The sequence below is a fragment of the Candidatus Litorirhabdus singularis genome (assembly GCF_026262625.1).
In the GTDB taxonomy this organism is placed as follows: domain Bacteria; phylum Pseudomonadota; class Gammaproteobacteria; order Pseudomonadales; family Halieaceae; genus Litorirhabdus; species Litorirhabdus singularis.
In genome coordinates this window covers 387,783-403,451 of the sequence record NZ_SHNN01000002.1, presented here as the reverse complement: position 1 = coordinate 403,451, position 15,669 = coordinate 387,783, and the positions used below count along the sequence as shown (strand labels likewise).

At 54.5% G+C, this 15,669-nt stretch carries 15 protein-coding genes; 9 read left to right on the top strand and 6 right to left on the bottom strand.

Translation table 11 applies throughout. The features are described from left to right. Positions 1-2: 2 nt before the first annotated feature. The 3 genes from EYC98_RS10245 to EYC98_RS10235 are packed head-to-tail and all read right to left on the bottom strand — an operon-like array spanning position 3 to position 4,274. A complete protein-coding gene (locus EYC98_RS10245) occupies positions 3-1,373 on the bottom strand; it encodes a replication-associated recombination protein A (RefSeq protein WP_279245246.1) in 1,371 nt (456 codons plus the stop codon). After that, positions 1,363-1,965, bottom strand: coding sequence for an outer membrane lipoprotein periplasmic chaperone LolA (gene lolA, locus EYC98_RS10240; RefSeq protein WP_279245245.1), 603 nt, complete (start codon positions 1,963-1,965; stop codon positions 1,363-1,365). Before lolA ends, EYC98_RS10245 begins: the two co-directional genes overlap by 11 nt. Further along, a complete protein-coding gene (locus EYC98_RS10235; protein ID WP_279245244.1) occupies positions 1,962-4,274 on the bottom strand; it encodes a DNA translocase FtsK in 2,313 nt (770 codons plus the stop codon). Before EYC98_RS10235 ends, lolA begins: the two co-directional genes overlap by 4 nt. Positions 4,275-4,519: 245 nt before the next feature. Between EYC98_RS10235 and trxB the strand changes: the two genes are divergently transcribed. The 4 genes from trxB (at position 4,520) to infA (ending at position 7,236) form a co-directional block, all read left to right on the top strand. Further along, complete coding sequence (trxB, locus tag EYC98_RS10230; RefSeq protein WP_279245243.1) at positions 4,520-5,470, top strand: thioredoxin-disulfide reductase; 951 nt, start codon at positions 4,520-4,522, stop codon at positions 5,468-5,470. Positions 5,471-5,490: 20 nt separating this feature from the next. Further along, on the top strand, positions 5,491-6,210 hold the full coding sequence (aat, locus tag EYC98_RS10225; RefSeq protein ID WP_279245242.1) for a leucyl/phenylalanyl-tRNA--protein transferase: 720 nt from the start codon (positions 5,491-5,493) through the stop codon (positions 6,208-6,210). Then, positions 6,207-6,917, top strand: a complete 711-nt coding sequence (locus tag EYC98_RS10220; protein WP_279245241.1) for an arginyltransferase — start codon at positions 6,207-6,209, stop codon at positions 6,915-6,917. Before aat ends, EYC98_RS10220 begins: the two co-directional genes overlap by 4 nt. Before the next feature lie 100 nt (positions 6,918-7,017). Then, a complete protein-coding gene (infA, locus tag EYC98_RS10215) occupies positions 7,018-7,236 on the top strand; it encodes a translation initiation factor IF-1 (RefSeq protein ID WP_279245240.1) in 219 nt (72 codons plus the stop codon). A gap of 76 nt (positions 7,237-7,312) precedes the next feature. On the opposite strand, the gene clpA is transcribed toward infA, so the two are convergent. The 3 genes from clpA to icd all read right to left on the bottom strand — a co-directional run bounded on the left by clpA (position 7,313) and on the right by icd (position 11,310). Beyond that, a complete protein-coding gene (gene clpA / locus EYC98_RS10210; RefSeq protein WP_279245239.1) occupies positions 7,313-9,601 on the bottom strand; it encodes an ATP-dependent Clp protease ATP-binding subunit ClpA in 2,289 nt (762 codons plus the stop codon). Between the two features lie 29 nt (positions 9,602-9,630). Then, complete coding sequence (gene clpS, locus EYC98_RS10205; RefSeq protein WP_420887178.1) at positions 9,631-9,969, bottom strand: ATP-dependent Clp protease adapter ClpS; 339 nt, start codon at positions 9,967-9,969, stop codon at positions 9,631-9,633. An 84-nt stretch (positions 9,970-10,053) separates the two neighbouring features. Then, positions 10,054-11,310, bottom strand: coding sequence for an NADP-dependent isocitrate dehydrogenase (gene icd / locus EYC98_RS10200; RefSeq protein ID WP_279245238.1), 1,257 nt, complete (start codon positions 11,308-11,310; stop codon positions 10,054-10,056). 117 nt (positions 11,311-11,427) lie between these two features. On the opposite strand from icd, the gene EYC98_RS10195 reads away from it, so the two are divergent. The 5 genes from EYC98_RS10195 to purB are packed head-to-tail and all read left to right on the top strand — an operon-like array spanning position 11,428 to position 15,668. Next, complete coding sequence (locus EYC98_RS10195; protein WP_279246070.1) at positions 11,428-12,006, top strand: pseudouridine synthase; 579 nt, start codon at positions 11,428-11,430, stop codon at positions 12,004-12,006. 21 nt (positions 12,007-12,027) lie between these two features. Continuing rightward, entirely contained in the window at positions 12,028-12,471 is a 444-nt protein-coding gene (locus EYC98_RS10190) for an NUDIX hydrolase (RefSeq protein ID WP_279245237.1), read from the top strand. 57 nt (positions 12,472-12,528) lie between these two features. Continuing rightward, positions 12,529-13,611, top strand: coding sequence for a tRNA 2-thiouridine(34) synthase MnmA (mnmA, locus tag EYC98_RS10185; RefSeq protein WP_279246069.1), 1,083 nt, complete (start codon positions 12,529-12,531; stop codon positions 13,609-13,611). Between the two features lie 3 nt (positions 13,612-13,614). Then, positions 13,615-14,259, top strand: a complete 645-nt coding sequence (gene hflD / locus EYC98_RS10180; RefSeq protein ID WP_279245236.1) for a high frequency lysogenization protein HflD — start codon at positions 13,615-13,617, stop codon at positions 14,257-14,259. A 32-nt stretch (positions 14,260-14,291) separates the two neighbouring features. After that, positions 14,292-15,668: an adenylosuccinate lyase gene (purB, locus tag EYC98_RS10175; RefSeq protein WP_279245235.1), complete on the top strand. Its 1,377-nt coding sequence runs from the start codon at positions 14,292-14,294 to the stop codon at positions 15,666-15,668. Position 15,669 lies beyond the last annotated feature (1 nt).

Here is a 15,669-nt window from a genome sequence, read left to right as displayed (position 1 = left end):
GTTCAGTCTGAATCGGCAGGATTTTCATAGCGGCGTATTGTACTGTTTTTATCCTGTTCGCGCAGGCTCGCGAGCTTGTCTGCGATCCTCTGTTCCAGGCCTCTATCCGTCGGGTGATAATAAACGCGATCGCGCAATTCAGGTGGAAAGTAATTTTCGCCGGCGGCAAAGCCACCGGGTTCGTCGTGTGCGTAGCGGTACTCCTCACCATGTCCAAACGACTTCATCAACTCCGTAGGGGCGTTGCGCAAATGCATAGGCACTTCGTAACCGGGCTGTGACTCGACGTCCGCAACGGCAGCCTTCCAGGCGCTATAAACCGCGTTACTCTTGGCCGCGCTGGCCAGATAACTGATGGCCTGAGCCAACGCCAACTCGCCCTCCGGGCTACCCAGACGTTCCTGCACTTGCCAGGCATCCAGCGCGATACTCAATCCGCGCGGGTCCGCATTGCCAATATCTTCACTGGCCATGCGCACCACGCGCCGGGCGAGATAGAGTGGGTCGCAGCCGCCGTCCAGCATACGGGCAAACCAGTACAGAGCAGCGTCAGGTGAACTCCCTCTGACGGCTTTGTGCAAGGCTGATATCTGGTCGTAGAACAGGTCGCCGCCCTTGTCAAAGCGGCGCAAAGAGCCCTGCAGTACTTCTTCAATGATCGCCTCGTCTATAACCTGGCTGTCATTTGCTGCTGCAGGGCTCTCCCTCAGATCGCCTTCGGCGCTAAGATCAAGTGCCAGCTCCAACAGATTGAGCGCACGTCTGGCGTCGCCGTCTGCACTCAATGCCAGCTTTCTAAGGTTATCCGGGCTTACTGTTGTCGCTGTGCCCAATGTGGCCAGCGCACCATCGAGCACCTGACAAAGTTCATCGGTGTCGAGATTACGCAGTTTGTAAACACGACTGCGTGACAACAGCGCGTTGTTCAGTTCAAACGAAGGGTTCTCGGTGGTCGCGCCAACAAAAATCAGCGTGCCGTCTTCCACATACGGCAAAAAGGCGTCTTGCTGTGACTTGTTGAAGCGGTGTACTTCATCCACAAAAAGGATAGTGGCACGTCCGCGCGAGCGCTGATCCTGCGCCTGCGCTACCGCTTCACGTATCTCTTTGACCCCGGACAGGACCGCCGAGAGCGCGATAAAGTGAGCCTCAGCGGTAGCGGCGAGCATTCTGGCCAGTGTGGTCTTGCCCACACCCGGCGGGCCCCACAACACCATAGAATGCAGCTGGCCGCGTTCTACTGCCTCACGCAGTGGTTTACCGGCTCCCAAAAGATGTTGTTGCCCATAATAATCCGCCAACGTCTGCGGGCGCACGCGCGCTGCTAGGGGCTGGTAGGCGGGTTCAGGATCTGAGAACAGATCACTGCTCATAACGATAAAAATCAACCCCGTCGGGCGGCACAAACGTAAACTCAGCAGGTTCCAGCGGCGGGTTCAGCAATACCTCGGAAAACTCGATCTGCGTGGTATTGCCCAGCGCATCCAATACCCGCATGCTGCCGGGAACGTCGGCGTTCAATCGTAATTCAACCTCTACAAAGCTGCCATCGCTAACGCGGGGTTTTAGCAGGTAGCCTCCCCCGTCCGTCACCGAGACTTCATAGTGCGCTTCAAGGCCGGCACCGCCATCTGCAAATATTGCCAGAGGGCTACTCGACTGCTGCTCATCCAAGCCACGCTCTGTCGCTGTCTCCAACTCGGCGTCGTAGTGCACCAGCGTTTTGCCATTGGCAATCAGCAGCTGTGCATCGGGATTATCAATGGCCCAGTAAAAATAGCCTGGCTGCAGCACCTTGAAACGCCCATTACTGACCTCCAGCTCAACGCCTGAATCATCCAACACACGCTGCTCAAAACTGCCACTGAGGCTGACGATGGCCGCCAGCTGCTGTTGTAAGCCGGACTCCGCCACAGCCGGGTTCATCCACAACAGGCTAAGCGCAAAAACCAGTAGCGCCTTCATGACTCCACCGGTGGTGGCGCCAGCACTTCGCGCTGACCATTGGTGCCCATTTCAGTAACCACGCCAGCCGCTTCCATCGATTCAATCAGTCGTGCTGCGCGATTATAGCCAACCCGTAATTTACGCTGCACCGACGAAATACTGGCGCGCCGACTTTGCGTCACGTAATACACGGCTTCGTCATAGAGGGCATCGACTTCTTCGCCATCATCACCGGTCGGCGCTTCGCCCGGAAGCGCCGCAGTGGCGCTACCCTGATCTAACAGGCCATCGATATAACGAGGTTCGGAGCGTCGTTTCCAGTCCGCTACCACCGCGTGCACTTCATGATCGTCTACAAACGCACCATGCACTCGGACCGGCACTGCGGTGCCGGGGGGCAAATACAACATGTCGCCGTGACCCAGCAGCTGTTCGGCACCGCCCTGATCCAGAATGGTTCTGGAGTCGACCTTCGATGACACCTGGAAGGCGATACGCGTAGGCACGTTGGCCTTGATCAAGCCGGTGATAACATCCACTGAAGGACGCTGAGTGGCGAGTATCATGTGAATACCGGCGGCTCTTGCCTTCTGCGCGATACGCGCGATAAGTTCTTCCACCTTCTTGCCGACTACCATCATCATATCGGCGAATTCGTCTATCACAACAACGATAAACGGCAGCTTCTCCAGGTCCGGGGCCACCTGTTCCTCGTCTGTCATTTCAAACATGGCGTCTGGCACCCACAGTGGATCCTTCAGCGGCTCCCCTGCTTTCTGCGCATCAAGCACTTTGCGGTTATAACCTGCCAGGTTCCTGACGCCCAGGGCAGCCATCAGCTTATAACGACGCTCCATTTCTGCCACGCACCAGCGCAAGCCATTGGCCGCGTCTTTCATATCGGTAATAACCGGCGTCAACAAGTGTGGAATTCCGTCGTAGACCGACAATTCCAGCATTTTTGGATCCACCAGAATCAACCGCACGTCCGCGGGCGTCGACTTATACAGAAAGCTCACCAACATGGCGTTGACGCCTACCGACTTACCCGCTCCGGTGGTACCGGCAACCAACAGGTGGGGCATCCGCCCAAGGTCAGCGACGATTGGTTGCCCGGCAATGTCGTGGCCTAGTGCCAGGGTGAGCGGTGACTTGGAATCTTCAAATGCTTCCGAGGACAACACTTCACGGAAGTTGACGATCTCCCGGTCTTCGTTGGGGATCTCAATACCGACCACCGACTTACCGGGAATGACCTCTACCACGCGCACGCTAATAACCGCCAGCGAGCGCGCCAGATCCTTGGCCAGATTACTGATACGGCTGACCTTAACACCGGCAGCGGGCTGGATTTCAAAGCGCGTAATAACAGGCCCCGGATACACTGCCACCACTTCCGCCAGGACGCCAAAATCAGCCAGTTTGATCTCTAATATCTTCGATAATTTCTCCAGATCCTCTGGCGAATAGCCGCGACTGGGGTCACGCACCTGCTCATCCAGTAAATCCAGCGGTGGTAAGGTACCCGTGACAGGCGCATCAAACAGCGGTTGCTGCTTCTCTTTTTCGACGCGATCACTCTTTTTAATGGCTACCTGGAGCGGTTTTATTTTAGGGGGTTTACGTTTCTTCTCTTTCTCGACATGCTGGGTGATAACAGCCTTGCGCTCTTCCTGCACCTTTTTCTGCGCCCGTTTCTCCATAAACTGGTCGTAACGCAGCAGGATGTTATGCCGGCTACCTTCAATCAGGCGCAAAGTTCCAGCACCCAGGGTGTCCATCAGTCGCAACCAGCTGAGATCCGTGAATACGGTGACCCCAAACAGAAACACAGCCACCAGGATCAGACGACTGCCAGTGACGCTGAAGGCGTCGGTGAATGAACCACCCACGGCCAGCCCTAAAACCCCGCCCAGACCCTGCGGCAATGCAGCAGTACCCAAGTCATTCATCGCCGCCAAGGCGGTGCCAGCGATCATCACCAGGCTCAGGCCCACTACGCGGATAACCAGTGTTACCCAGTCGACCGGCGCCTCCTCGTGGCGATGCTGAAACAGTATCCAGGCACGATAGCCCAACATTACCGGAAACAGGTAGGCCAGATAACCAAACAACGAAAAGAACACATCGGCAAGCCAGGCACCGGCCGGGCCACCCGCGTTACCAACATAACCCTGGCTACCGGTTCCTGACCACCCCGGATCCGCAGGCGAATAGGTAATCAGGGACAGCAACAAATACAGGCAAGCTGCCGTTATTCCTATGAAAGCGCCTTCGCGCAATCTGGGCCCAAGAAAATTTCTAGCTGTTGTGGCTTCTGCTACCAAACCATACCCCGCCCGAGATCAGGACTGTCATAAAACCGTTTGTGAGAACACATGTCGAAACCCTTCGCGCAATGTGCGAATTGTCCGGTACGATTATGCTTAATTTTTTATTTTATTTCAAAAGCTTAGCGATGGTATTTAGAATTATTCACACTCTTTTGCACAGCGTGGGACTTTAATTTATGCTTTGCGCCTCCATTAAAGCGCATTAGACACTCCATTGACCCAGCTACCAGGTATCCAGCATGAGCACCCCTCAGCACCACCGACTCATTATTCTCGGCTCCGGCCCCGCCGGCTACACCGCCTCTATCTACGCCGCCAGAGCCAATCTGCAACCGGTGGTTATCACCGGTATTCAACAGGGTGGGCAGTTGACCACCACCACGGACGTCGACAATTGGCCCGGTGACGTAGAAGGGCTGCAGGGGCCAGATCTGATGCAGCGCATGCTGGAGCACAGTCAGCGCTTTGAGACCGAGGTCATTTTTGATCATATTGAGTCGGTAGACTTGAAAGCTCGCCCTATCGTTTTAGAGGGCACCGCCAGCTACACCTGCGATTCACTGATTATCGCCACCGGCGCTTCAGCCCAGTACCTGGGACTGCCCTCAGAGGAAGCGTTTATGGGCAAAGGTGTTAGCGCCTGTGCCACCTGCGATGGGTTTTTCTACCGGGGACAAAAGGTAGCCGTCATCGGCGGTGGTAATACCGCTGTTGAGGAAGCCCTGTATCTGTCTAACATTGCCTCAGAAGTCATACTGGTACACCGCCGGGACAGTTTACGGGCTGAAAAAATTCTGCAGGACAAGCTATTTGAGAAAGAACGTAACGGTAATGTCACCATCCACTGGGACCATACGTTGGAAGAAGTGCTGGGTGATGACTCGGGTGTTACAGGTATGCGAATAGCATCCACTGCCGACGGCGTTGCCAGAGACATCGAACTCAGCGGCGTGTTTATTGCCATTGGACATAAGCCCAACACGGACCTGTTTCAGGACCAATTAGAGATGAAAGACGGCTATATCAAGATTCACAGTGGCACCGAGGGCAATGCCACCGCCACCAGCTCTGACGGAGTGTTCGCAGCCGGTGACGTGGGAGATCATATCTATCGTCAGGCGGTTACTTCCGCCGGTTTTGGTTGCATGGCGGCGCTGGATGCCGAGCGTTACCTCGACAACCTCAGCTGAATATCGCAACATAGCTGCTAATGGTAAGAGTTAAACGTATTGACCGCGATAGTCTGGACTTTCCCGCGACAGCCGAAGCGCTAAATTACCCTAACGGGTTACTGGCTGTGGGGGGAGATCTGTCCAGGCAGCGTCTGGTGAATGCCTATCGACAAGGCATTTTCCCCTGGTATGAAGATCCCCAGCCCATCATGTGGTGGAGCCCGGACCCGCGTTCCGTGCTATTCCCCAACGAGATGAAAATATCTCGCAGCCTTCGCAAAGCCATGCGCAGCAGCGATTTTAGAATAACCACTGATCGCGCTTTTCATCAGGTCATCAGTCACTGCGCAGGTCCGCGACAGGAAAGCTCGACTACCTGGATCACCAACGCCATGGGCCGCGCTTACATGGAATTACACCGGGAGGGCTTTGCCCACTCCTTTGAGGTCTGGGACGCACAGGACACTCTGGTCGGTGGCTTCTATGGCGTTGCCCTGGGCCGAGTATTTTTTGGCGAATCCATGTTTTCCCTGGCCAGCAATGCCTCCAAAATGGCGTTGACGGCGGCCGTCAAGTTCATGACCACGCTGGGCGTTGAGATTATCGACTGCCAGGTAGAAAGTGATCACCTCAACTCTCTGGGAGCACGCAATATTTCACGCATGGAATTCGAGGAATTTTTGTCCGAGTCTACCGTGAATGCGGGAGTAGCCACGGAAGTCTGGCGACTTGATGTGCAGGCGCGGGAAGTGGTATGACGTCGTCTTTACGTAATCTTAAGGTCTACACTACCTATCCCCATGAGTGCAGCTATTTGGAGGACAAAGAGGCCACCACGCTGTTTGTCGATCCACGTACTGAAGTGGACGGCAACCTCTATAGCGAGCTATCAGCGCTGGGATTCAGGCGCTCTGGGTCACACTTATACCGCCCCCACTGCCAACGCTGTAGTGCTTGTATCCCCGCTCGAATTCGCGTCGACGACTTTAAGCCCAGGCGCAACCAGAAGCGCACCCTGCAACGTAATCAAGACCTCGTTATCGACCAAGTTAGCGATATTCGGGGCGATGAGTACTTTGACCTGTATTGCCGGTATATCGCTGGACGGCATCGCGATGGCGATATGTTTCCGCCGCTGCGCGACCAGTACCTGTCTTTCCTCAGCGATGAATGGGGGGTAACCGAGTACTACCAGATGCGAGCCCAGGGAAAACTGGTTGGCGTCGCCGTCACCGATCGTATCAATGATGGCCTGTCCGCTATCTATACCTTTTTTGACCCGGATATGCCGCAACGTAGTCTTGGCGTATTTAGCATTCTCTGGCAACGCCAAAAAGCATCCGAGGCGGGCCTGCCCTATCTCTATCTCGGCTATTGGATACGAGACTGTCAAAAAATGTCTTATAAAACCCAGTATCGGCCTTTAGAGCTGCTGATCAACGGGCGCTGGGTCGACCTGCTTTAGGAGACAATAGCAGAGGTACTAATGCAGGTAATTGGCGGTAGCCTTGACCGGTTAATTAGGGCAAAATGCGCGGCTATTAATTACCCGGGAACCGCGCCGAATGGCAAAAGAAGATCAGATTGAAATGGAAGGCGAAGTGATCGATACACTTCCCAACACCACATTTCGCGTGCAACTAGAAAATGGGCATATTGTTACTGCGCATATCTCTGGGAAAATGCGCAAGAACTACATCCGTATTTTGACTGGCGATAAGGTGCGGGTAGAACTGACGCCCTACGACCTTACCAAAGGCCGTATTACCTACCGAGCTCGCTAGCCTCCTCCGCAGCACCCCTTTTGGTATGCTGTGGCTGCCAGGGGTGCAGAGAACCCCCGACACACAGGCATTAGCGCTAGTCTGCCATTTCGGCGACTTCGTCTGACTTCTCTTCTTCCGTGCTCACAGAAAGACCGTCGCCGCTATCATTGACGCGAACTTTGGCGATACCGCCGTTTGAAGCCAGTTCGCCAAACAACACCATCTCGGCCAGTGGCTTCTTGATATGCTCTTGAATCACGCGAGACATAGGACGCGCGCCCATATTCACGTCATAGCCTTTCTCTACCAACCACAGCCGAGACGCATCGTCGACGTCCAGTGTGACGCGTTTTTCATCCAGCTGCGATTGCAGCTCAGTGAGAAACTTGTCGACCACGGTATAGATCACTGAGCTATCTAATGGCGCAAACTGGATGATGCCATCCAGCCGATTGCGAAATTCCGGCGTGAACATGCGGCTAATGGCCTCGAGTCCATCTGTGCTGTGGTCCTGCTCCGCGAAACCGATACTGCGGCGACTGATATTCTCAGCTCCGGCATTAGTGGTCATGATCAGAATGACATTGCGGAAGTCTGCGCGGCGGCCATTGTTGTCCGTGAGCGAGCCATGGTCCATCACTTGTAGCAACAGATTGAAAACCTCAGGATGCGCCTTTTCGACCTCGTCCAGCAGCACCACGGAGTGCGGGTTTTTCGTCACTGCATCCGTCAGCAAGCCACCTTGATCAAAGCCCACGTAGCCTGGAGGCGCACCGATTAATCTCGACACTGTGTGACGCTCCATATACTCAGACATATCAAAGCGCACTAGTTCAAGTCCCAGAATCTTGGACAACTGCCGACTGACTTCAGTTTTACCGACTCCGGTAGGGCCGGCGAACAGGAATGAACCGATCGGCTTTTCCGCGGACTTTAAGCCAGCCCGTGCCAGCTTAATCGCAGTAGCCAGTGTGCTGATCGCCTCATCCTGACCAAAGACTACCATTTGCAGGTTAGATTCCAGCTTTTGCAGCGCTTGCTTGTCTGAAGCGCTGACTGACTTTGGTGGAATTCTTGCAATCTTGGCAATAACCGACTCAATGTCGCCGGTACCAATCACTTTCTTGCGCTTTGAAGGCACCTGCAATTGCTGAAAGGCTCCCGCCTCATCAATCACGTCTATCGCCTTATCCGGCAAAAACCTGTCGGTAATATAGCGCTCTGCCAACTCAGCGGCCGCCTTCAGCGCCTTGTTGGTATAGCGCAGCTGGTGATGCTCTTCGTAACGACTCTTGAGACCCATCAGAATCTGGTAGGTCTCACTCGCTGAAGGCTCCAGTACATCAATTTTCTGGAAGCGACGGCTCAGCGCCTTGTCTTTGTCGAAGATGCCCCGATATTCCTGGAAAGTGGTAGAGCCTATGCAGCGCAACTTGCCTGAAGCCAGCAGCGGCTTAAGTAGATTGGAAGCATCCATGACCCCGCCGGAGGCCGCTCCTGCGCCTATAATAGTATGAATTTCATCAATAAAGAGGATTGCGCCTTCGCGTTTTTGGAGCTCTGAGAGTAAGCCTTTCAAACGTTTTTCGAAATCACCGCGGTATTTGGTACCGGCGAGCAGTGCACCCAGATCCAGAGAATACACGACGCTTCCTTTCAACACCTCGGGCACTTCGCCATCGACAATCAGTTTGGCCAAACCTTCCGCAATGGCGGTCTTGCCGACTCCGGACTCCCCAACCAGCAGAGGATTGTTTTTACGGCGCCGAGCCAGAATCTGTGAGACACGCTCTACCTCAGGAATACGGCCAATTAACGGGTCAATGCGCCCCGCCTCGGCTTCTGCATTGAGATTGCTGGCATAGCTATCCAACGGATTAGTGTCTGCCTCGCCCCCGGCCTCTTCGCCGTTTAACGGATTTTCTTCACCGCCATGTCCATCTTCTTCAGAGCGTGAGATGCCATGCGTTATGAAGTTAACAACATCCAGGCGAGCAATCCTCTGCATTTTCAGGAAATAGACCGCTTGGCTTTCCTGTTCACTGAAAATAGCGACCAGTACATTGGCGCCGGTGACCTCATCTTTACCACTGGATTGCACGTGAAATACAGCACGCTGTAATACGCGCTGAAACCCTAAGGTCGGCTGGGTATCGCGCTCCGCATCGTCCTCCGGTATCAGCGGCGTGGTGGCATCGACAAACTCTGTCAGCTCTCCGCGCAAACTCTCAATATCCCCGCCACATGAATCCAGCACGGTAATAGCAGCGTCATTATCGAGCAGTGCCAGTAGCAAGTGCTCCACTGTCATAAACTCATGTCGCTTGGTACGAGCTTCCCTGAACGCCTCGTTCAACGTCAATTCCAGGTCTTTACTCAGCATTCAATATTCTCCAACAGTTGCACCGTGGCTCATTCGCCCGACGCTTCGATTTCGCACAGTAAGGGGTGCTGACTTTCACGTGCATAGCGATTCACCTCACCGGCCTTTGTTTCGGCTATGTCTCTAGTGTACACGCCACAAACGCCTTTGCCTTGGGTGTGAATGGTCAGCATCACCTGAGTCGCTTCTTCGCGGCCCTTGCGGAAGAACACTTCCAGCACCTCAATGACAAACTCCATCGGCGTATAGTCGTCATTTAACAGCACCACCTTAAACAGCGGTGGCTTCTTTAACTTGGGTTTGGCGTCCTGAACGGCTAGATCGCCATCCAGTCGGTCCTCACCCTGTCTATCGTCGTCGGACATCATTTTCACAGTGTATATACGTTCCTGAATGATCATTGGCCCATTATAAGTGAATTGGACACCGCTGGCAGTGCCGAGTTCGCCCAGCTAGTCCATGTGCCGAATAATTTCTGCACCAAACCCCGAACAACTCACCAATTGCGCATCATCCATCAAGCGTTCGAAGTCGTAGGTCACCGTGCGCGCCTGGATCGCGCCATTCATACCCGTGATAATCAACTCCGCCGCCTCATTCCAGCCGATATGGCGCAGCATCATCTCTGCAGACAGGATCAGCGAACCGGGGTTAACCTTGTCCTGCCCTGCATATTTGGGCGCGGTGCCGTGGGTCGCCTCAAACAGGGCAATACTGTCGCTCAGATTAGCTCCGGGAGCGATACCGATGCCACCCACCTGAGCCGCCAGTGCATCGGAAATATAGTCGCCGTTCAGATTAAGCGTAGCGACCACGCTGTACTCAGCCGGGCGGGTCAAAATCTGCTGCAACATGGCATCAGCGATGACATCCTTAATAATAATTTCCTTGCCCGTCTTGGGGTTTTTAATGGCCACCCAAGGGCCGCCATCTAGCAACTGCCCGTCAAATTCCTGCTGCGCCAACTCGTAGCCCCAGTCGCGAAACGCCCCCTCGGTGAACTTCATGATATTGCCTTTATGCACCAGTGTGACGCTGGGCAAATCCTGATCTATCGCATACTGAATCGCTTTGCGCACCAAACGTTTGGTACCTTCCTCCGAGACGGGCTTAATGCCGATACCGACGTTGGTGGGAAACCGGATCTTGGTCGCACCCATTTCATTGATTATAAAGTCGACCACTTTCTGCGCCTCGGGGGTCCCGGCCTGGTACTCGATGCCGGCATAAATATCCTCAGAGTTTTCACGAAATATGACCATATTACACAAGCCGGGCTCGCGCACAGGAGACGGCACGCCCTCAAACCAGCGCACCGGTCGCTGGCATACGTAAAGATCCATTTCTTGCCGCAGGGCCACGTTAAGCGATCGAAATCCGCCGCCGACGGGCGTCGTCAGGGGCCCTTTGATGCCTACCGAATACTCGCGAATCGCGTCTAGCGTTTCTTCGGGAAACCAGTCGCCATCGTAAAGCTCGGCGGCTTTTTCACCGGTGTAGATCTCCATCCAGGATATTTTCTTCTGACCGCCGTAGGCTTTTTCAACCGCCGCATTAACCACCTCGATCATGACCGGCGTGATATCTACACCGATACCGTCACCCTCAATGAAAGGGATCACAGGGTGGTCTGGAACGAAAAGACTGAAGTCCTCATTGACGGTTATTTTGTCGCCTGTGGAGGGAATCTCGATGTGCTTGTAGGTCATTATTAACTCCGTGTCTGCTGGGTGCCGCCTGTCGCTGCGGCGCGCTGCAAAAAGTATATCATCGGCATCACGCCCGTGCTTGATTTACAGCGACTGAACCCCGATCATCACACCATCATGAGCGCGCGCCTATATCTGTTTAACAAGCCCTATCTGGTTCTTAGCCAGTTTCGCGACAGCGAGGGGCGCGAGACACTGGCGACTTACCTCGAAGATCCCGACATTCGGGTCGCAGGACGCCTCGATTACGATTCCGAAGGGCTGCTTCTGTTAACGGATGACGGTCAGCTGGCGCAACAAATCACTAACCCCAGACACAAGACCTGGAAGCGCTATCTGGTGCAGGTTGAAGGCGAGCCAACGCCGGCGTCTCTGGCAATGTTGCGTGCCGGAGTCGCACTTAAAGACGGTTACACACGGCCCGCCAAGGTAGAATTACTAGCCAAAGCACCGGAGCTGTGGCAACGGGAGCCGCCCATCCGCAAGCGCATGAACCAGCCCACCAGTTGGCTGCGTCTGCAAATCATGGAGGGCCGTAATCGTCAGGTACGCAGAATGTGCGCAGCGGTCGGTTACCCGGTGTTACGTCTGGTGCGTGAGCGGATAGGTGACTGGCAGCTGGAAGACATGCAGCCTGGTGAGTTCAGGATATTGCCCGTAAATATGCCCAAAAGACCTACTGGGAAGCGCGGCTGACGCCCCGTATACTAGCGCGCTATGAGTATCTGGTATCCACACGTCACCGTAGCCACGGTGGTCGAAGAAAATGGTAAGTTCCTTTTGGTTGAGGAACAGACCAGCCGCGGTCTGGTTTACAATCAACCGGCCGGCCACCTCGACCCGGGCGAAGATCTGGTGCAGGCTGCCGTGCGCGAAACCCTGGAGGAAACCGCATGGAACGTCAATGTGACGGGCTTGCTGGGAATGGCACTGTATACGGCGCCTAGCAATGGCGTTACTTACCACCGCACCACCTTTATTGCCGAGCCAGTGCGCCATGAACCCGAGCGCGCGCTCGATAGCGGCATAGAGCGCGCCTTATGGCTGAGCTACGAGGAGATCGCGGCGGCCGAAGAGCACTTGCGTAGCCCGTTAGTACTGGCGGCAGTGGAACAATACCGTAACGGCCATCGCTATCCTCTCACTATGATTTACAGCTAGGCACTCACCATCAATAATTTCAGTAACCCAGCCCTCACCCGGCCAACCGATAAGGCTATTGCAGACACGCGCGTCATTGTCGGCATGTCTGGCGGCGTCGATTCCAGCGTTGCCGCCCTACTGCTCAAGCAGCAAGGCTATCAGGTCGAAGGCCTGTTTATGAAAAACTGGGATGAAGACGACGGTACCGAATACTGCACCGCTCGTGAGGATCTGGCCGACGCCCAGGCCGTAGCCGACAAGCTCGGTATCACGCTGCATGGAGCGAATTTTGCCGCTGAGTACTGGGACAATGTTTTTGAGCATTTTCTCGAGGAATATCGCGCCGGCCGCACGCCTAATCCAGATATTCTATGTAATCGTGAAATCAAGTTCAGAGCCTTTCTGGATTACGCGCTGGAGCTGGGTGCGGATTTCATCGCGACCGGGCACTATACCCGGTGCAGCCAGGATGACGGCCCGGCCCGGCTGCTCAAAGGCCTGGACGATAATAAAGATCAGAGCTATTTCTTGCACGCCGTAGGGCACGAGGAGCTGGAGCGGACTTTGTTTCCAGTGGGCGAAATTGCCAAACCTGAAGTGCGCCGTCTGGCTCAGACCCATGACTTGATAACCCACGACAAGAAAGATAGTACTGGCATCTGCTTTATTGGCGAGCGTCGCTTCAAGGATTTTTTACAGCAGTATCTACCCGCACAGCCAGGAGAGATCCACGACCTGCAAGGACGCACACTCGGCCAGCATCAAGGCCTGATGTACCACACTATTGGTCAACGTCAGGGGCTGGGTATAGGGGGCATGGCAGACTCATCCTCGGAGCCCTGGTACGTGGTCGAAAAAGACCTCGACAATAATGTCCTGTTGGTGGCCCAGGGCAATAATCACCCCGCCCTGTTCAAAGAGTGTCTTTACACCGGCGAGCCGTTTTGGGTCAGCGGCAAAGCACCTGATTTACCGTTGCGCTGTCACGCCAAGGCGCGTTATCGGCAGCCAGACCAGGCCTGCCTGGTCACCCAAGTAGACAGCGTTTGGAAAGTACAGTTTGACGAACCCCAGCGCGCCATTACACCCGGCCAATCGGTCGTATTCTACGCCGGCGAGGAGTGCCTCGGCGGCGGCATCATAGAGGGAGCTGCCTGAACCGTGGAGCCAATAGAACATGACAGAATCACGCAACAGGTGTTGGCGCTGGCGGGTGTCACCCAGGTCGCGAGGCTGGTGGATCAGGTATCCAAGACCGGTGAATATCCGGCTGAGTTTTTAACCCCGGTCATTAACAGTCTGTTTGCCTTTGACGCCGACTCTACCGCTGCTATTTACGGCGGGGTCGTCAATTTAAAGCTGGGCCTGCATAATCTGTCCGCGCTGCTGGCCAACCGTGATGGTCCTGAGAATCAGGAGCTGGTGAAATACGTTTTCAGCATGCTATATCTGGAGCGTAAGTTTGCAGCTAACCCCCAGATGCAGGACATCGTGCATTCGCGGCTGGAGCACGCAGCTGTGAAATCAGAGCATTTTTCCTCCCATGTGAATGAAGTCTGCCAAAGCTTGTCCGGTATCTACCAGGACACGCTGAGTACATTCAAATTTCGCATCAAGGTCAGCGGCAGCGCCCAGCAGCTAGAGAATCCTCTCAATGCTGACATTATCAGGGCACTGCTACTGGCAGGTATTCGCTCCGCCTACCTTTGGAACCAGCTAGGCGGACGCCGCTGGCAGCTTATGTTCCAGCGGCGTAAATTGCTCGATAGAGCGCAGCGCCTGTCCCGCGAGTTAGGTGTAGTGTAAAATCCCCCGCTTTCACTTTTCCGGAGCTTACTATGGATCTTTCCGCACTCAGCGCTGTCTCCCCTGTGGACGGCCGCTACGCAGGCAAAACCGCGCCATTGCGTGGCATATTTTCTGAATATGGTCTTATAAAACGCCGCGTACTGGTTGAAGTGCGCTGGTTACAGCATCTGGCTCGCCATCCTCAAGTCACAGAAGTACCAGAGCTGAGCACAACGGCCAATGACGTGCTGGAGAATATTACCCGAGACTTCTCTGTTGCGGACGCTGAGCGCGTCAAAGCCATAGAAGCCACCACCAATCACGATGTTAAAGCCGTCGAATACTTTATCAAAGAGCAGTTTGCTGACAACGCCGAGCTGCAGGCGATCAATGAGTTCGTTCACTTCGCCTGCACCTCTGAAGATATCAACAATCTGTCGCATGCGCTGATGCTTAAAGATGGTATGACACAGGAAGTTATGCCACTGATGCAGTCTATTATCGATCACCTTGCAAACCTGGCGGTTGAGTTTAGCGAAGCGGCAATGCTGTCGCGCACCCATGGTCAGAGCGCCAGTCCCACTACAATGGGTAAAGAGTTGGCCAATGTGGTCGCGCGCCTGCGCCGTCAGGTGGCTACGGTTCAGAGCATTGAGTTCCTCGGTAAAATCAATGGCGCGGTCGGTAACTACAATGCCCACCTCTCCGCCTATCCTGATATCGACTGGGAGGCCAATGCTGACTCCTTTATCGATAGTCTTGGCTTGGCGTGGAATCCCTACACCACTCAGATAGAGCCCCACGACTATATTGCCGAGTTGTTTGACGCCGTAGCCCGCTTCAACACGATCCTGATTGATCTCAACCGGGATGTCTGGAGCTATATCTCCATAGGCTACTTCAAACAACGCACCGTAGCTGGCGAAGTTGGCTCCTCAACTATGCCGCACAAGGTCAACCCCATCGACTTCGAGAACTCAGAAGGTAATTTGGGGCTCGCCAACGCAGTACTCGGTCATTTATCCAGCAAGCTCCCGATCAGTCGCTGGCAGCGTGACCTGACCGACTCCACGGTACTGCGTAATATGGGCGTAGGCTTTGCTTATAGCCTCATCGCCTATCATTCTTTGCTCAAAGGCCTGGGCAAGCTAGAGCTGAACCCTGCTCGTTTGGTGGAAGATCTTGACCATAGCTGGGAAGTTTTGGCCGAACCCATCCAAACAGTGATGCGTCGCTACGCCATTGAAGAGCCCTACGAAAAGCTCAAAGCGCTGACCCGCGGCCAGGATATGAACCAGGAGACTCTGCAAGCCTTTGTTGCCACTCTAGAAATCCCGGAGGCCGCTAAACAGGAGTTAATGGCGCTGACCCCAGCAAGCTACATTGGCAATGCGGTAGCTCAGGCCAAAAAAATAAAAGACCTTTAAG